At 41.5% G+C, this 18,419-nt stretch carries 16 protein-coding genes; 12 read left to right on the top strand and 4 right to left on the bottom strand.

Features of this window, described 5'->3' with window-relative positions; genetic code table 11:
- Window positions 1-64 precede the first annotated feature (64 nt).
- The 5 genes from RMZ41_RS17565 to RMZ41_RS17545 all read left to right on the top strand — a co-directional run bounded on the left by RMZ41_RS17565 (window position 65) and on the right by RMZ41_RS17545 (window position 6,256).
- On the top strand, window positions 65-2,851 hold the full coding sequence (locus RMZ41_RS17565; RefSeq protein ID WP_322643759.1) for a pentapeptide repeat-containing protein: 2,787 nt from the start codon (window positions 65-67) through the stop codon (window positions 2,849-2,851).
- 242 nt (window positions 2,852-3,093) lie between these two features.
- Window positions 3,094-3,348 carry a hypothetical protein gene (locus tag RMZ41_RS17560; protein WP_322643758.1) on the top strand — a complete coding sequence of 85 codons (255 nt, stop codon included), beginning with the start codon at window positions 3,094-3,096 and terminating at the stop codon, window positions 3,346-3,348.
- Complete coding sequence (locus tag RMZ41_RS17555; protein WP_322643757.1) at window positions 3,336-3,749, top strand: putative toxin-antitoxin system toxin component, PIN family; 414 nt, start codon at window positions 3,336-3,338, stop codon at window positions 3,747-3,749. The genes RMZ41_RS17560 and RMZ41_RS17555 overlap by 13 nt, the downstream gene beginning before the upstream one ends.
- A gap of 32 nt (window positions 3,750-3,781) precedes the next feature.
- The gene (locus tag RMZ41_RS17550; protein WP_322643756.1) at window positions 3,782-4,150 is read left to right on the top strand and encodes a hypothetical protein; all 369 of its coding nucleotides are present in this window, start codon (window positions 3,782-3,784) and stop codon (window positions 4,148-4,150) included.
- A gap of 96 nt (window positions 4,151-4,246) precedes the next feature.
- Window positions 4,247-6,256, top strand: a complete 2,010-nt coding sequence (locus RMZ41_RS17545) for an ATP-binding protein (RefSeq protein ID WP_322643755.1) — start codon at window positions 4,247-4,249, stop codon at window positions 6,254-6,256.
- Between the two features lie 151 nt (window positions 6,257-6,407).
- Here RMZ41_RS17545 and RMZ41_RS17540 read toward each other — a convergent pair whose 3' ends face one another.
- From RMZ41_RS17540 to RMZ41_RS17530, 3 genes are all read right to left on the bottom strand, one after another.
- A complete protein-coding gene (locus RMZ41_RS17540) occupies window positions 6,408-6,773 on the bottom strand; it encodes a hypothetical protein (RefSeq protein WP_322643754.1) in 366 nt (121 codons plus the stop codon).
- A gap of 332 nt (window positions 6,774-7,105) precedes the next feature.
- Complete coding sequence (locus RMZ41_RS17535) at window positions 7,106-7,771, bottom strand: (2Fe-2S) ferredoxin domain-containing protein (protein ID WP_322643753.1); 666 nt, start codon at window positions 7,769-7,771, stop codon at window positions 7,106-7,108.
- A gap of 58 nt (window positions 7,772-7,829) precedes the next feature.
- Window positions 7,830-8,093, bottom strand: coding sequence for an Asr1405/Asl0597 family protein (locus RMZ41_RS17530; protein ID WP_322643752.1), 264 nt, complete (start codon window positions 8,091-8,093; stop codon window positions 7,830-7,832).
- 487 nt (window positions 8,094-8,580) lie between these two features.
- On the opposite strand from RMZ41_RS17530, the gene RMZ41_RS17525 reads away from it, so the two are divergent.
- The 7 genes from RMZ41_RS17525 to nblB all read left to right on the top strand — a co-directional run bounded on the left by RMZ41_RS17525 (window position 8,581) and on the right by nblB (window position 17,186).
- Window positions 8,581-9,135, top strand: a complete 555-nt coding sequence (locus RMZ41_RS17525; protein ID WP_194044835.1) for a Dps family protein — start codon at window positions 8,581-8,583, stop codon at window positions 9,133-9,135.
- A gap of 544 nt (window positions 9,136-9,679) precedes the next feature.
- Window positions 9,680-12,946, top strand: a complete 3,267-nt coding sequence (gene carB / locus RMZ41_RS17520) for a carbamoyl-phosphate synthase large subunit (RefSeq protein ID WP_322643751.1) — start codon at window positions 9,680-9,682, stop codon at window positions 12,944-12,946.
- Between the two features lie 565 nt (window positions 12,947-13,511).
- Complete coding sequence (locus tag RMZ41_RS17515) at window positions 13,512-14,468, top strand: RNA polymerase sigma factor, RpoD/SigA family (protein WP_322643750.1); 957 nt, start codon at window positions 13,512-13,514, stop codon at window positions 14,466-14,468.
- 288 nt (window positions 14,469-14,756) lie between these two features.
- Window positions 14,757-15,101 carry a DUF760 domain-containing protein gene (locus RMZ41_RS17510; RefSeq protein WP_322643749.1) on the top strand — a complete coding sequence of 115 codons (345 nt, stop codon included), beginning with the start codon at window positions 14,757-14,759 and terminating at the stop codon, window positions 15,099-15,101.
- A gap of 243 nt (window positions 15,102-15,344) precedes the next feature.
- On the top strand, window positions 15,345-15,755 hold the full coding sequence (gene mutT / locus RMZ41_RS17505; RefSeq protein ID WP_322643748.1) for an 8-oxo-dGTP diphosphatase MutT: 411 nt from the start codon (window positions 15,345-15,347) through the stop codon (window positions 15,753-15,755).
- A gap of 195 nt (window positions 15,756-15,950) precedes the next feature.
- Window positions 15,951-16,415 (top strand): CBS domain-containing protein, encoded by a 465-nt coding sequence (locus RMZ41_RS17500; protein ID WP_322643747.1) that lies wholly within the window; start codon window positions 15,951-15,953, stop codon window positions 16,413-16,415.
- A 105-nt stretch (window positions 16,416-16,520) separates the two neighbouring features.
- Complete coding sequence (gene nblB, locus RMZ41_RS17495; protein WP_322643746.1) at window positions 16,521-17,186, top strand: phycobilisome degradation protein NblB; 666 nt, start codon at window positions 16,521-16,523, stop codon at window positions 17,184-17,186.
- 216 nt (window positions 17,187-17,402) lie between these two features.
- Here nblB and RMZ41_RS17490 read toward each other — a convergent pair whose 3' ends face one another.
- Window positions 17,403-18,032: a PEP-CTERM sorting domain-containing protein gene (locus RMZ41_RS17490; RefSeq protein WP_322643745.1), complete on the bottom strand. Its 630-nt coding sequence runs from the start codon at window positions 18,030-18,032 to the stop codon at window positions 17,403-17,405.
- Window positions 18,033-18,419: the final 387 nt, after the last annotated feature.

Raw genomic sequence — 18,419 nt, 5'->3', positions numbered from 1 at the left:
GAATCCGATCAAACCTTGTTGAAATATATTAACTCAGTACATCTACCAGCGTCATACAGCAGCTATGAGCAATACCTCTGGATTTTCAGTCAGCAAACCTGTTGCATTATGGAATAAACCCATTAACGCTGATTTTAAAGAACTATTCAAATCACTAGGCAAAGGTGTAATAAATGGGGTCTTAGGTCAGTGGGGAGAGGTAGCCAAAGATGCTGTGGAAGCTACATCAGCACTAGGTTTAGGATCAGCACCAGAGGAAGTTGCTTGGTTACTAATTTACCGTTCTTTGGTAGAAGCAATAGTGAGTTTGGTAAAAGGAAATCAAGAGTTACTGTTTGAAAAACCAAACGAAAGCGATCTTGAGCTATTGTGCGATCGCCTCAACGATTCCCTAGAAAGTATAGAATTGCGTATTGACCAAGATTTTTTTAGCCGTCCCAAAGATTTGCCGATTCTGGAAGCGATTAAAACTGCTTTTGCCAACTGGTTAAAATACTTTAGCGTTAATGAAGCACAGGCACTAACAATTAGTCATCGTCTTCCTACCTATTTTGTGTTTGCCTTACATGAAGAGTGGGCAAAACATCCAGAAAAATATGCTTGTTTAAAAAAAGAACTGGATACTCCCTTTACTCAAGCCAATGAACGGGAACAGTCATGGCAGCGTTATTTAGCTTGGCTACAAAAACAGGTTGAAGAACCGATGCTTTTAGAAGCTTTTGGTTTAAAACAGGTTTATGTTCCTTTACACGCCTACTATAAGCAGAAAGTTGGGGGTGAAAAAGAAGATGAATTTGAACGCTGGGTGAGAGAAGATGAGAAATATCAGCGAATTGTTCTTGATTTAGAAACTGAACTAGAAGCTTGGTTAGAAAAAAGCGATCGCAATGATGCCATTAGAGTGATTAGTGGTGGCCCAGGAAGCGGTAAATCTTCCTTTGCCAAAATCTTTGCAGCTAACCAAGCAGAAAAAGGGAAAAATCCGGTTTTGTTTATACCTTTGCACCATTTTGAACCCTCGGATGACTTAGTTGATGCAATTGGTAAGTTTGTGCGAGACGATGGCTTTCTCAGACATAATCCGCTAGATAAAGATAAGGCTGATTCACGCTTACTGATTATCTTCGATGGTTTAGACGAGCTTGCCATGCAGGGCAAAATTGCCACTGAGATTGCTCAACAATTTGTGCGTGAAGTTCAAAGAAAAGTAGAGCGGTTTAATGGGCGTGAAACTTGCTTACAAGTATTAATCAGTGGTCGAGAATTAGTAGTGCAAGCAAATAGTAGCGACTTTCGCCAACCACAGCAAATATTGCATATCTTGCCATATTTCGTTACTGAAGACGAGATAAATAATTACATTGATGACCAAAACTTGTTGCAGCAAGATCAACGTCAGATTTGGTGGCAGAAATACGGCAATGCTAGCGGACGCGCTTATGATTGCTTACCAGAAGAGTTAAACCAAGATAACCTGACAGAAATTACTGCCCAACCCTTGCTGAATTACCTGGTTGCATTGAGTTTTGACGAGCAAAATAAATTTCCTACAGACGGCAACCTGAATGCAATTTATGCAAATTTGCTCACAGCAGTTTATCAGCGCGGTTGGGATGGTCGTCAACATGCAGCTATTCGTGGAATTGAGGAAAAAGACTTTGTTCGCATCCTCGAAGAAATTGCTTTAGCTTCCTGGCATGGAGATGGACGAACAACAACAGTCAGAGAGATTGAAGCCCATTGTGAACACAGTAGTTTAAAGAGTCTTTTAGACAAGTTTCAGGAAAGTGCAAAATTAGGCGTAACTCGTCTTTTGACTGCCTTTTATTTTCGTGAGAGTGGAGTTAAGGAACAGGAAAAAACTTTTGAATTTACTCACAAAAGTTTTGGTGAATATTTGACAGCAAAACGCATTGTGCGAGAAGTTAGACTCATTCATAAAAAGCTAAAGGATCGCCAGAACGATCCAGATGAAGGATGGGATGAGCGCGAGGCTTTAAAAAGATGGGCAATTCTCTGCGGTGCATCCCCTATGGAGAAATACCTTTTCAAGTTTGTTATGGATGAAATGCCTTTACAGAATGCATCGGATGTTAGCAATTGGCAGCAGACATTATGCCATCTGATTGGTTTTATGTTGCGTCATGGAATGCCGATGGAACGCTTAACTCCCAGACCTGATTTTCAAGAAGAAAATAGACAAGCACGAAATGCAGAAGAAGCGTTATTGGCTGTCTTAAATGCTTGCGCTAGAGTGACAGAGACAGTTTCAAAGATTCAATGGCATACACCTGAAGCTTTCGGTATCTGGATTTCCCGCTTGCAAGGGCAAAGAATCATTGCTAGAACTGATGTGTTTTGCTTGAATTGCTTAAGTTTTTTGGATTTGCAAGATTGTATTTTAGTTTTTAAAGACTTTGTAGCGACAAATCTTAGAGGGGCGAATCTTAAAGGGGCAAATTTTGGAGGGGCGAATCTTGGAGGGGCGAATCTTATAAGGGCGAATCTTGAAGGGGCAAATCTTGAACAGGCAAATCTTGGATGGTCAAATCTTAGAGGGGCGAATCTTGAAGGGGCGTATCTTGTAGGGGCGGATTTTGAAGAGGCAAATCTTGAACGGGCGGATCTTCAAGAGGCAAATCTTGGATGGTCAAATCTTGTAAGGGCGAATCTTGAAGGGGCAAATCTTGTAAGGGCGAATCTTGAAGGAGCAAATCTTGAAGGAGCAAATCTGGAACGGGCTAATCTGGAACGGGCTAATCTTGAATGGCCAAGACTTAAACCAGCAAATTTTGAGGGCAAAAATTTAGCAACCTTGAATGAGAGTTCAAATTCAGACTCTGATGAATGACTTCCAAACATTAAGAATTTGTAGAATACATTACATTCTTAATGCATCACTCTAGATACTTTCGATGCGTTACGCTGCTGCTAACGCACCTTACCAAACCCGCGCTAAACCCAATTGCCTACAAACATTAAGCGGATTTCTCCTTCTCATAACAAATCGTAGCTGTAGGCATTGCAAATCAAATCTCTTGATACGCTGAAATAAGAATTGAGAAAAACTAATCCAGTTTTCCGGTAACAACCATGCCAAAGCTGACACTGAGCGATGAACAAGTAATTGAATTAGTCAAGCAGCTACCTCCAGAGAGTAAACGAGTAGTATTATTAGCCCTAGCACAGGAAAGTGAGCAAGAGCGAAATTCTCGTATGGAGTATGCCCAAACCCAATTACGGAGCTTGTGTGCTGAACGTGGTTTAGATTGGGATAGTATGTCCGAAGATCAACGTGAGTCATTTATAGATGACTTAGTGCATGAGGACAGAGAGTGCGACCAATAGTAGTGTTTGATACAAATGTTTTGCTATCTGCTATTGGCTGGAAAGGTAGTCCTTATCACTGTATTGATATGGCACGCCAAGGCCGGGTAAAAGATTTAATTTGTCCAGAAATACTTGATGAACTAACCGAAAAATTAGAACAAAAGTTGAAATTTACGCCTATTCAAGTAATTGAGACAATAGCTGATTTGCTTACTTTTCTACGATTAATCACAATTGCCAACACTTTAAATTTTCTCACTACTGACCCAAACGATAACATGGTACTAGAGTGCGCCATTGTTGGGAATGCAACTCATATTGTTACAGGCGACAAGCGGCATTTGTTACCTCTGGGCAGTTATCAAGGTATTGCAATTGTCAATGCCAGAGATTTCCTCAACTTGGTTATACCTGAATAATCAAGTCAGGAAGTTGGACGCTGAGGTTGCTCATGACAATGCTCCAATACTATGCCGTTTCTGCATTTTGTATCCAAAGATTCTTGAAACCCGCGCAGGCGGGTTTTGTCTGTATAGCCGCGATTTTTAATCGCCAGCGCATTTTTGAGCTTCAGAAGGTCAACATCGAGCCTCAGAAGGTCAAAGTCGAGCCTCAGAAGGTCAACATCGAGCCTCAGAAGGTCAAAGTCGAGCCTCAGAAGGTCAAAGTCGAGCCTCAGAAGGTCAAAGTCGAGCCTCAGAAGGTCAAAGTCGAGCCTCAGAAGGTCAACGTCGAGCCTCAGAAGGTCAACGTCGAACCTCAAAAGGTCAACGTCGAGCCTCAAAAGGTCAACATTGAGCCTCAAAAGGTCAACGCCTAAAAATTACCTCAAAAAAGTTGAGAAAATTCCGTAATACATTTTTTATATTTAGTAGTTCTGTCTATAAAGATAGACGCTTCAAAACTAAATTTTATTATGAACACACAAGATAAGCCCAAGAGTCTACAAGATATTCTTAAGCAACGTCAACAATCAAATTTTGTCGGTCGTGAAGACCAAATAAACCGATTTCGCCAAAATTTAGCATTACCCGTAGAAGACAATCGCCATTGTTTTCTCTTTGACGTTTCTGGTCAAGGCGGAGTTGGTAAAACTACCTTGCTGCGGCAGTTTCGGAAAATTGCTGACGAAGCAAAAATGATTTCGGCTTATATCGATGAAGCTGAAAAAACTATACCAGAAGTCATGGGTCGTATAGCTGAAGAGTTAGAACAGCAAGGTTATAAACTAACGCAGTTTAGCGATCGCTACAAAGTTTACTGCCAAAAGTGCCAAGAATTAGAAACAGATCCAGATGCTCCTCAAGGTTTTTCCGCTTTTGTCGGTAAAACTATGGTAAAAACTGGTGTGCGTTTGGCGCGTCGAGTTCCCGTTGGTGGTGCTGTATTTGACTTTGTAGATGAGGATACTTTAGCTACCCAAGCCGGAGAATGGGCATCTTATGTTGCTAAGAAAATAACAAATAAAGATGAAGTACATTTAGTTAAAGAACCTAAAGAAGTTCTGACCCCGCTATTTTTGCAAGATATTTCTAAAATTGCCGATCAAATTCCTGTTGTCCTGTTTTTCGATACCTCAGAACGCACCGGAGACTTCCTAGAGAACTGGCTATGGGAAATTTTTGAGAACCAGCACGGTAAAGTATCTGCCAATATATTAATGATCGTTGCCAGTCGGCAAGAATTAGATAAAAATAACTGGGCATCCTACGAAGGATCAATAGTTCGTTTGCCTCTGGAACCCTTTACGGAAGAAGAAGCCAAACAATATCTAACTCACAAAGGCATTACAGATAGTCGCATTATTGAAGTGATTTTAAACGCTTCTGGAAACTTACCCCTGCTAGTGGAAATGTTAGCAGATGCTCATCCCAATGACCCCAACCAGGTAATTGAGCCTAGCAGCAGTGCTGTAAAAAGCTTTTTAAAATGGATTGACGATCCCAAACGGCGACAAGTGGTGCTTGATGCTGCCATTCCTCGGTGCTTGAACCGGGATGTTATAGCCAAGTTAAGAACAGAAGAAGAAGCTGATGAGCTATTTACTTGGCTCAAAGAAACATCCTTTATCAAAGAACGTTGCGACGGTTGGGTTTATCATGATGTCGTCAAAACCCAAATGTTATGCCACAAACGCCTTTCATCGCCGCAAGGTTGGGCTGACATACATGGTAAGTTGGCACAATATTATGACAGCCTACGGAACGATTTGCAATTGGATGAAGATAACAAACAGCGCGATCCTAGCTGGCAAAGTCACACTTTAAATGTTTTGTACCATAAATTATGTCAGTCACCGCAAAAGATTTTACTCGTAGCTCTTAATGAATTTCTGGTTCTCCTCAAAAATCAACCCATTTTTGCCCAGCAATATGCAAAAACAATGCTTCAGGCTGGTAAAGATGGCGATTCTGCTGAAGTTCAGTATTGGGGTAAGCAATTAGCAAATGGGTTAAAAGCTGATGAGGAAAAACGTTATGAAGATGCTATGTATAATCGCGCTTTAGTCTACTTAGCCCTTAACCAACTACACGAAGCACAAACTGTACTGATGCCTGCCATCAAGTTTGCTAGAGAGCATTGCAAAAAAAATGCTAAAGACTGGCGTAATACCTTTAATTTAGCCCTTTACTGTTTGGCTGCTCAATACACTCAACAAGCAGACCACTTGTTGGCTGCTCAATACACTGAACGAGCAGACTACTTGTATCGTTATGCCTTATCAAAGGGTGCTTCCTCAGAATCTATTGGTGAAGCTATCCAAAACCTAAATGACTTTTTAACTGTCTTACCTGGCCATCTGCAAGCTACATCAATGCGACACTTATTGCAGTCTTCTCTAACTAAGTCATGTAATTTTCAACCTACCCTCCAAAAAACCCACGAATCTCAACAACAAACTGCTAATCAATTCCCTCTCTCATAGTGCAAGTTCACTCAAATGAACTTGCACTATGAGCCTGAGATTTTAACCTCTAGCACAAATATGCATCTAAATGAGACACCACACATAGCTTGCTTCACCCGTAAGAGTACACAATCCAAAATGGCATTTGCCAGCTAAAAACGGGAATTATCTAAATCCACTCAAATCCCTGTGTGGCTAAAAATTCTTTCGCTGATTCCAAAATATCTTTGCTTAAAATCAAAGTTACTTTTGGCGAACTAAGATACAAACGAAAACGCTGTATAAATAATTGGTTAGCAGGCTCAATTTTCCTAATAGCACTCCAGGGAATCAACAATGGCGTAAGCCCAAAGCGAAACAACGGGAAAATGCTTAGATAAATCCCTTCAGAAGTTATACCAACATTTAAAGTTCCTTTATAGTGAACCAAACCCACAGAACCGCTTTGCATCCGGGAGAAGTTTTGTGGTGGGGCTTCTTTGGTGCGGTAGAGTTTAGCAAGGCGATTCCAGTCATGACGGAATAGAAAAATCATGACTATGTTAATAAGTGCTAAAAAAACGATATATACCCAATGAGGGATATGTGGCATTATTTTTAAGTCATTGATGATGGACGCTTCAAATGTAAGCGATGTCTAACGACAAGTCTCTTTACATATACGTACTCACCAATCAACCACATTCTCTTGAATTTCTGCAAATTATGGGAGAATCCCGATCAAAATCTTATTCACTCAAAAAACTGACCTTCACAAAAGCCAGTTTTTTGATTTTATTGCAAACTTCTACTAGATTTTACAGCCGAGTATTAGCGGAACACACTTGAGAAGATATTATGAAGCTTTCTCATCGAAATGTCAAGATTTTATGATTTTTTTCCCAAAAGCTTGCCATTAGATATCACCACTTCCCTTAAATTCTCAGGCTGCGCTGATAAACTCTTGTCACCAAAATGCTTATCCATCAGCGCCGGAACTTGTCCTGCTTGAATTCGGCTATGGCGTGTTTTATCTGGCATAACTAAGTTCGGCCCAGCTTTACAATTTTTCATACAACCAGTGCCCTTGATTGTAACTTGGTCTTCTAAACCGCGATCGCTTAAAGCCGCCTCTAACGCCTGACAAACTGCTTTACCACCGCGTTTCATACAATCAGACTTTTGACACACCAAAATCGTAGCTTTAGCCTTAGCTGGCTTTACTTTGACATTATCAATAGATGGGGGTTCTTGGACTGGTGCGATCGTTCCAATCCCCATATCAGAACGCGCCGCCATCACCCGTTCAGCTTTCAAAGTGACTGTGCCATCTTTCAAATCATGCTTTTTGTAACCAGCAACTTGCAACCAAGTCCCTGGTGGTAAGCGCAAGTCAAAGGCAGCCCGTAAATGTTTAGCTAATTTAATGTAAGACTCACCCTCATGAGTCCCCAGTATTAAGCCTTTAAGCTTATAGCCATCTTTAATAACAAAATTTATAAATCTGCCCTCAAGACAAAATTCTGATACTTCCATACTGTGAGATGCACCCATTTTTTTGACCTCCTTTTAACTAAGTACAAACTATCAAGCGAGATATTCTCAGCAGCAGCTAAAAATTAGAACTGTTGTTAGCGATTTTCCAACAGCACTCAAGAGTCCAAATCTGGTCTTGACGGGAGGCTGTTAATCGCCGTATCACACTCCAAAGTTGAACAGCTGTCGTAGGAGAGCCAATTTCAACTTTTAATGGCTGGTTAGCCGCACAACTACAGGGAATTTCTAACTCCTTTAGGCGTTGATAGACTTGCCAGCGGTCTGCCCAATTCACCTCTACAAGGTGGTTGCTTTCTATTTCTGAACTAAACGATTTCAAGAGAATTGCCCTCAAAGTGCAACAAACTTGCAGTAACTACCGCGATTAACTCTCTGTTTTTTGAAAGTCTGAGGAGCGTAACCTCTTAAAACCAGCATACCTTAAGTGCAAAGAATTCTCATTAATTTTGGAAAAAAAATCAAACTTTTACACCTATCCCATATTGAGAGAGGGAAGAGGCAGAGGTGCAGGGAGCAGGGGGCAGAGGGGAGAGAGGTAATTTTTATTTTTTATTCTCTCCCTTGCTTCTTCACCACTCCCTACTCTATTGGGAAATATGCACATTTAAGCTGTAATGTCAATATTGATGAGAGATTTATGCAACTTAATGGGTGTGCCGTCATCCAGCAAACAATAAATTTGAGATTTTTAGTAAGCAAAAATACAAAATCTTGTGATGGCGAATTGGCTTGTTTTTATTATTAAAATGTTAATATGTTGAAAATAAGCAGTTAAAATCTATAACTGTTAAAAAGAGAGGAACACAATGTCTGAAACGCAAACTTTGTTACGGAATTTTGGTCATGTATATGACAATCCCGTGTTGCTGGATCACAGTGTAACTGCTCCAGTTACAGAAGGATTTAACGTTGTATTAGCTAGTTTCCAGGCACTGTACTTGCAGTACCAAAAGCACCATTTTGTAGTTGAAGGCTCAGAATTTTACTCTCTGCATGAGTTTTTTAACGAAAGCTACAACCAAGTACAAGACCACGTTCATGAAATTGGAGAACGTTTGGATGGACTGGGCGGTGTGCCAGTAGCTACCTTCAGCAAATTAGCAGAGTTAACTTGTTTTGAGCAAGAATCTGAAGGTGTATATTCCTCTCGCCAAATGGTGGAAAATGACCTAGCTGCCGAACAAGCAATTATTGGTGTAATTCGTCGCCAAGCTGCTCAGGCAGAGAGTTTAGGCGATCGGGGTACACGCTATTTATACGAAAAGATTTTGTTGAAAACCGAGGAACGTGCTTATCATTTGTCTCACTTCCTTGCTAAAGACAGCCTAACTTTAGGGTTTGTCCAAGCTGCTCAAAGCTAAAACTTTCATAATCTAGATTTATTTACCTAGACTGAAAGAAAAAGTTGACTGCACGAACTCTTAAAATATTATAAAGAATGGCAGAGAATGGTATCCTTATTTCTCTGCCATTTTTAATTTAAGTAAACATATTTATATAATATTTAATATTGAAAATATTTGGCAATTAACTAGTTAAGACAGATTTTTATCTGAGTAATCTATTTGTGTTGAATAAGTAAATAGATATATACCACAATAAATCACCAGTTAATGAAAAATATCATCAGCTTAAATAACAAAGATTTGCAAAATCTTTAAAAATTCAACTATCACAATTAAATAAAATTAAAAATACAAAATAATTATTGGGCACAAGAGGCAAAGGGGCAGGGGGTAGGGAGCAGGGGAGCAGGGGCACAAGGAGAATAACTATTCCCAATTCCCAATTCCCAGTCCCCTCTCTGTCATCAAACCTAGAAAACTTAATAATAAAAAGCACGAGAGGGTGTAAAGACCCTTAAAATAATCAGGATTTGTATTCTCATACTCCAAGGCAACGACTATGCCCCGCCGTGATGACCTCCGGAAGATTCTACTGTTAGGCTCTGGCCCAATTGTGATCGGACAAGCCTCTGAGTTTGACTACTCTGGCACTCAAGCCTGCAAAGCGCTCCGAGAAGAAGGCTATGAAGTGGTTTTGGTCAACTCCAATCCTGCAACGATTATGACTGACCCAGAAACGGCCGATCGCACTTACATTGAGCCGTTAACTCCCGAATTGGTCGAAAAAGTCATTGAGAAAGAACGCCCTGATGCTTTACTACCAACAATGGGAGGGCAAACCGCCCTCAACATCGCCGTTGCTTTAGCCAAAAATGGCGTGTTGGAAAAGTACGGCGTTGAGTTAATCGGCGCTAAACTACCAGCGATCGAAAAAGCCGAAGATCGAAAACTTTTTGGTCAAGCAATGGCAAGGATTGGGGTAGCCGTGTGTCCCAGTGGTACAGCCGAATCTTTGGAAGAAGCCAAAGCTGTTGCTCGTCAAATTGGTACTTATCCCCTAATTATTCGTCCAGCTTTCACAATGGGAGGAAGTGGTGGCGGTATTGCTTACAACCAAGAAGAATTTGAAGAAATGGCACAGGTAGGTATAGATGCCAGCCCTGTTTCGCAAATTCTCATTGACCAGTCTTTACTAGGCTGGAAAGAATATGAACTCGAAGTTATGCGTGACTTGGCAGATAACGTGGTGATTATCTGTTCCATCGAAAACCTTGACCCGATGGGCATCCACACCGGAGACTCGATTACCGTTGCTCCCGCGCAAACCCTCACTGATAAAGAATATCAAAGGCTGCGGGATATGGCAATTAAAATCATCCGCGAGATAGGTGTGGAAACTGGCGGTTCTAATATTCAATTTGCTGTCAATCCGCTTAATGGGGATGTGGTGGTAATTGAGATGAACCCCCGCGTTTCCCGTAGTTCGGCTTTATCTTCCAAAGCCACAGGTTTTCCCATCGCTAAAATGGCCGCAAAGCTGGCTGTAGGGTACACCTTGGATGAAATTAAAAATGACATCACCAAGAAAACTCCCGCATCCTTTGAGCCGACTATTGACTATGTGGTGACAAAAATTCCCCGCTTCGCCTTTGAAAAGTTCCCTGGTTCCGACCCAGTGCTGACAACCCAAATGAAATCTGTCGGCGAAGCGATGGCAATTGGGCGGACTTTTAATGAATCCTTTCAAAAGGCACTGCGATCGCTCGAAACAGGACGTGGTGGTTGGGGTTGCGATCAAGCTGAGAAATTACCCAGTGGCGAACAAATCCGCGCCCAACTGCGGACACCTAATCCCGATCGCATTTTCTCTGTGCGCCATGCCTTACAACTAGGGATTAGTGCTGAGGAAATCTACGAACTGACTGGTATTGACCCGTGGTTCCTAGATAAATTTCAGCAATTGCTAGATGTCGAGAAATTCCTGAAGCGGACACCTTTGCAACAATTGACAAAAGAGCAACTTTATGAAGTGAAGCGGGATGGATATAGCGATCGCCAAATTGCTTATGCCACCAAAACCACCGAAGATGAAGTTCGCGCTTACCGCAAATCATTAGGAATCATCCCAGTTTATAAAACAGTAGATACTTGCGCGGCTGAGTTTGAAGCTTTTACCCCCTACTATTACTCTAGCTACGAAGAAGAAACAGAGGTAATGCCCGCAACCAAACCCAAAGTGTTGATTTTGGGTGGTGGCCCCAACCGCATTGGGCAGGGAATTGAGTTTGATTATTGTTGTTGTCACGCGGCTTATGCCCTAAAGGATGCAGGGTATGAGACTATTATGGTCAACTCTAACCCAGAGACGGTTTCGACAGACTACGATACCAGCGATCGCCTCTACTTTGAGCCGTTAACCAAAGAAGATGTCCTTAACATCATCGAAGCTGAAAATCCAGTGGGGGTAATTGTCCAGTTTGGGGGACAAACTCCGCTAAAGTTGGCTATCCCATTACAAGAGTTTCTTAACAATGACAAATCAGAACTGCTCACTAAAATTTGGGGTACATCGCCAGATTCTATCGACATGGCAGAAAACCGGGAGCGATTTGAAAAGATTCTCCAAGAGTTGAATATCTCCCAGCCGCCTAATGGTATCGCGCGGAGTTATGAAGACGCGCTGATTGTCGCCAAACGCATTGGCTACCCAGTGGTGGTACGTCCTAGTTATGTGTTAGGGGGACGAGCGATGGAAATCGTCTATTCCGATGCTGAGTTGGAACGCTACATGAGCTTTGCAGTACTCATAGAACCAGAACATCCAATTTTGATTGATAAGTTTTTAGAAAACGCCATTGAAGTTGATGTAGATGCGATCGCCGATCGTACTGGACGAGTAGTGATTGGTGGCATCATGGAACACATAGAACAGGCTGGAATTCACTCAGGAGATTCTGCTTGTTCCTTACCTTCCATTTCCCTATCACCAGCGGTTCTCAATCAAATTCGCACTTGGACGGTGCAGTTAGCACAAGCGCTTTCAGTTGTGGGATTGATGAATATTCAATTTGCGGTTGTGGGTGCAAGTACTTATTCTCCGCAAGTTTACATTTTGGAAGCAAACCCTCGCGCTTCCCGCACAGTGCCCTTTGTCTCTAAAGCAACAGGCGTACAGTTAGCGAAATTAGCATCCTTAATTATGTCGGGTAAAACCCTAGAGGAGCTACATTTTACCGAGGAAGTCATTCCTACACATATTGCTGTAAAAGAAGCAGTATTACCCTTTAATAAATTCCCAGGAACTGATACAATATTGGGCCCAGAAATGCGATCCACTGGTGAGGTGATGGGGATTGATACCGACTTTGGCCGAGCCTTTGCCAAAGCGGAACTTGGTGCTGGGGAGCGTTTACCACTGACTGGAACTGTATTTGTATCAATGAGCGATCGCGATAAAGCCGCCGCCGGTGCTGTGGTGAAGGAATTTATCGATTTGGGCTTTACAGTGATGGCTACCCTTGGTACACGGAAAGTTCTTCTTGAACAGGGGTTAAATATTGAATTAGTCTTAAAACTCCATGAAGGCCGTCCCCACGTCTTAGATGGAATCAAAAATCAAAAAATCCAACTTATTATCAACACACCTTCGGGGGAAGAAGCCCACACTGATGCTAGGTTAATCCGTCGCACAGCTTTAGCTTATAAAATCCCCATCATTACTACCATTGCCGGCGCAAAAGCTACCGTCGCCGCCATCCGTTCTTTACAAAATACCACTTTGGACGTAAAAACCATTCAAGAGTACTGCCCGATTACGAAGGAGTAGGGGGCAGGGGAGCAGGGGAGCAGGGGGCAGGGGAGTAAAGGAAGTAACAAATAATACTCACGTCCCAATTCCCAATCCCCAATTCCCAATCCCCAATCCCAAGAAAATTAAGTAATTGTTATGAGTGAATGACTATAGTTCTCATTAGATATACCTTAGCAAATATGAGGAAGCTTATGTTAGTTAGATAATTTATTAAATTGCCTTCTAGTAAGCCTTTAGATAGAGGGCGAGATTGTATGAACTGGAACAACCAGGAAATTTAATGTCGCCATATAGCCAAATCATTCTCATAAATGTTACAATTGTTAATAAGACTCCAATAAAAAAATGTTTAAGAAGCTACCTTTTATCTAACTGTAGATACTTGTGAAAAGTAGGAAATAACTGTAATTTTTAGCAGTTAAGAAGCCTAAATTTGATTATTATGAGCAGCCGAGTTTCTCGGGCGCGTAAGTTGCAAACCATAGCATAGGTTCCCAGTCTGACTGGGTAGCACCCTAACTAAAGCATCTATCCTTTAATGACCCTACCGCCAAACCCATCATTACCAAAGAGTAGCGCCATGAAGACCGCTCAGACAGCCACAGACCTCGTGCGGACTTACCTGCGTGAGATTGGCCGTGTGCCACTCTTAACACACGAGGAAGAGATTTTCTATGGTAAACAGGTGCAACGTTCTTGTACTTTGCACGAATCAAGAGAATCTCTTGCCACCCAGTTAGGTCGTCAACCGACTTTAGAAGAGTGGGCCAAAGCGACAGAGTTAGAACCAACAGAATTGAACGAAGCGATCGCTGATGGTGAGATTGCCAAGCGTAAGATGGTAGAAGCCAACTTGCGCCTAGTAGTCTCCGTTGCCAAAAAGTACATCAAGCGCAACGTCGATTTACTGGACTTGATCCAAGAAGGTAGTATTGGGATGCAACGCGGCGTAGAAAAGTTTGACCCTACCAAAGGGTATAGATTTTCTACTTATGCCTATTGGTGGATTCGGCAAGCTATCACTCGTGCTATAGCCGAAAAAGCCCGCACCATTCGGCTGCCCATCCATATTACTGAAAAATTAAATAAGATTAAAAAGGCACAGCGCCAATTGTCGCAAAAATTGGGCCGCGCTCCGACAGCTGGTGAACTAGCTCAAGAATTAGAATTAACCCCCAAACAAGTACGAGAATATCTAGAAAAGGCGCGTTTACCTCTTTCCTTAGATTTGCGGCTTGGTGATAACTACGACACCGAACTAGGGGAAATGCTGGAAGATCCAGGAGCATCCCCTGAAGAGTTTGTTATGCAATCTTCCTTGTCTTATGACTTAGATCGGCTGATGGGCGATCTTACACCACAACAGAAGGAAGTAATCACGCTGCGTTTTGGTTTAACTGATGGGCAGGCGCTGACTCTAGCTAGAATTGGTGAAATCCTGAATATTAGCCGCGAACGAGTCCGGCAAATTGAGCGGGAAGCTTTAACCAAACTTCGCAAGTCTAAAGCTAACATGGGTGAATATTTGGCAAGTTAGGAGACGCGATTAATTGCGTCTGTACAGGAATTAGGAGACGCGATTAATCGCGTCTGTACAAGAATTAGGAGTGAGGAGTTTTTTATTAACTTCTCACTCCTTACTTTATTTGTTAGGGTGAGAAAATACGCCGGCTTTGGTACGGTTACACCTACTTCTACTAGAAAGTGAGGCTGTTACATTAGTTGACAGGAAGAGAAACAGCTAGCTAAGTCAAATCCAAAACAGGCATTTAGTATTTAAATCACAAGCACCATAGCCAGTAGTGGTAAGTTAAGGAGCTAAAAAATGAGTAACCCATCCAATCGTGTCTCAGAATTTTTCAATAGCGAATCAGAAACTAGCGATTTACTATGGCAGTACGTTAAATCCTTGAGTCCAGAGACAGTTACCCAGCTATCTAAACCTACATCTGCCGAAGTTTTTCAGGTGATGGAACGGAATATTACAGGACTATTGGGTAATCTACCCTCAGAACACTTCGGTATTACTGTAAGCACCAGTCGGGAAAGTCTAGGTCGGCTTTTGGCTTCTGCGATGATTAGTGGTTATTTCTTGCGTAATGCTGAACAAAGAATGAATTTTGAACTTGCCCTCCAAGGAACTGAAATTAACAACAGCGAAGTTGAGTAGAAAATAGAATTTGTTAAATTCTATTGCACTGATAGATAGTTACAGTCAAAGCGATAGGAATTAAAAATAATCCTCTGCGAAATCTTTGCCCTCAATTCCTAAACCTATATGAGCTAAAATTTTTTAAAATATCCAAAACAGTGACGCATTAAGGTTGAAATTTAACAAATCAAAACTCGGCAGAGTTAAAACTAATCTGCCGAGTTTTGTTATTAATCATTTTCCCCCTCTTATCAATCAATTATGAGTGAAACCAGTTCTTTCCTGCCCCATAAAATCATCGGTGTTGGAGTAATTTGGAATGACCAAAAGCAAATTTTAATCGATCGCCGTCGTCCAGAAGGAGCAATGGGTGGTTTATGGGAATTTCCTGGGGGTAAAATTGAGCCTGGTGAAACTATCCAAGAGTGTATTCAACGGGAAATTTTGGAAGAACTGGGAATAGTAATTGAAGTAGGAGAGCATCTGATTACTATTGACCACACCTATACAAATTTGCGCGTCACTCTCACAGTACATCATTGCTGTCATGTTACAGGTGTTCCCCAACCTTTGGAATCCGATGAAATTCGCTGGGTAACTTTGGAAGAACTAGAGCAGTTTACCTTTCCGAAAGCAAATACTCAAATTATTGCTGCTTTAAAAGGGAATTGAGAATGGAGCAGGGAGCAGGGAGCAGGGAGCAGGGGGCAGGGGAGCAGAGGAGCAGGGGAGCAGGGGCACAAGGAGAATAACTATTCTCAATTCCCAATTCCCAATACCGTAACAATCTATTAATTGCATCAGGTTGAGTCCCGCAATTTTCTACAATAGGCGCAGAGACTTTGATTAAAGGTGTCAGCAATATCAATGCCTAAAACCGTTGCCGATGTGATGAGCCGCGATCCGATTGTTGTTCGTGCGGAAACTCCACTAAAGGAAGCTATCCAAATTCTCGCAGAACGCCACATCAGTGGACTACCTGTTGTGGATGATGTGGGGAAGTTGGTGGGCATTATCTCAGAAACCGATTTGATGTGGCAAGAAACTGGTGTAACTCCACCTGCGTATATTATGTTTCTTGATAGTGTTATCTATTTAAAAAATCCTGCAACGTATGACCGTGATTTGCATAAAGCACTAGGACAAACCGTTGGGGAGGTGATGAGTAAAAACCCGATCGCAATTTCCCCTGATAAAACTTTAAAAGAAGCCGCTACAATCATGCACGATCGCAGTGTTCACCGCTTGCCAGTACTTGATGGCACAGATCAAGTAATTGGTATCCTTACTCGTGGTGATATTATTCGGGCAATGGCAGCAAGTCAAGATTAGTCAAAAATAGAGACGCGATGAATCGCATCTGTACAAAAATGAAAAGTAGAGACGCGATTCATCGCGTCTGTCTTTTTTACACCTTTGAAAATCAAGGATAACTAAATGAGTGTTACTTCGGAGTCTGTTAAGCAATTACTCAGTTCTGAGGATTTAGGCGATCGCTTACGTGCAGTCAATCAAATCCGCCAACTGGAACCTGCGGTTGGCTTTGAATTGATTCAAACTGCCATTAGCGATCGCAATTCCCGTGTCCGTTACTCGGCGGTGAGTCAAATGGATACACTCGGAACACAAGATTTACAATTATCTTTGGATATCTTGCGCGATCGCTTGCTTCATGACTCTGAAGTAGATGTCCAAGCAGCAGCAGCAGACTGTATAGGCGCACTTCAATTACATGATGCTTTTGAAGACTTACAAGAGGTTTACCACAAGACTGATGAATGGCTAATACAATTTAGTATCATTGCCACATTAGGAGCATTAGGCGATCCACGAGCCTTTGAATTGCTCAAAGAAGCACTCTCATCAGAAACTGAATTAGTGCAAACTGCTGCTATTAGTTCTTTGGGGGAATTGGGAAATTTAGAAGCAGTTCCCCTCTTAGCACCTTATGCTAATAATCCAGATTGGCAAATGCGTTACAGAGTTGTACAAGCACTGACTCTTTTGGGTGGTGCAGAAGCCAAATCTATATTAGAAACTTTGGCGAATGATGAAGTCGAAGCGATCGCTAATGAAGCCAAAACTTCTTTGCAATCAGTTTAAGTCTATCTGAAGTTAAGAAAAGTCATCCTTTAATAAATCAGGATTTACGCAAATAATAGCTGCCTTATTTTCAGGTAAGGGCAATTTATGAATTGCCTATAGATGTATCTGACAGGATAAAAAAATTCGACCTGTTTAGGAAAATTGTGGATTCCAGCTAGATCGAATTGATAAATTAGAGTTACTTTTAGAAACTAAAAGTAACTTTTTTATGGTCTATTGAGCGAAACTTTTGCGACGGCGAGACATAGCCATTACTGCACCTACAGCACCTAAGCCTAGTAATGCAGCAGGTTCAGGAACTGAAGTTACTGCAAGACCTGTGAAACTTGCATTAATTGTTTTACCACTCTTATAATCTGCTTCTGCACTCTTATTTTGAGTAGCAAACGTAATATATCCTTCTGCTTTAGTTCCATCTTCAAAGAGTCCCAGGAAAGACAAGTTTATGTCTGTTCCTCCATTTTGTGTGGTAAAAATTGCTGGGTTTAGACTGGTCAAACTAAGTAGTTTACTTCCGTCCAAAGCACCAACATCAATAAACTGGGAAGGTGAAACGAATGGGCTTGTTTGGAAGCTTTTGATAAAACCTGTAAAATCAGATGCAAAATCCCCTGTCCTCTGTGTAAGTAAGATTGCTCCTGGATCGGGACTAAAGCTTACAGAGGTTTGGCTAAGAGTGGCTTCAGTTGGGCCACTACTACCATTTAAAAAAGGACTATAGTTAAAGCCACCAGTGTAGGCTTGAGCAGATCCAGCAGAGGTGAACAACCCAGCAGCAGCTAAGGGAATTGCAGCAGTAACAGCTAAAGTTGCATTTAGTAATTTAGATTTAAAACTAATCATTGTTCTTTGAGGCTCCTAGTAATAACCTTAAATCAGGCAATTGCTTTACTTTTGATCTCAGTAATTTAGGGAAAATACTGTCAGTGAAAGCGAAACTTGCGTGATGTATTTCTTATCTCCATAAAATCACATAGATTCGAGGTACGCAAGCTTTACTTAGTTGTCCTCATCACATCTTTAATTAATGTGTCATCTTCATAAAATTTTAATTACTTGTATAACTGGTCTTCGTATATTTTTCACTCCATAGGGTTGTATAGAGGCTCGATATGAGGGTAAATCCTGCTTTTTTGCAGGTTTTACCCTCATATTGACAGGAATGTACAGATCGCATCCTTACTTATGTATAGGAATCCGATTTTATTTTGAAAGCATTACGTATACTGA

This window comes from Nostoc sp. DedVER02, assembly GCF_034530675.2.
In the GTDB taxonomy this organism is placed as follows: Bacteria; Cyanobacteriota; Cyanobacteriia; order Cyanobacteriales; family Nostocaceae; genus Nostoc.
This window is presented reverse-complemented; position numbering and strand designations above follow the sequence as displayed.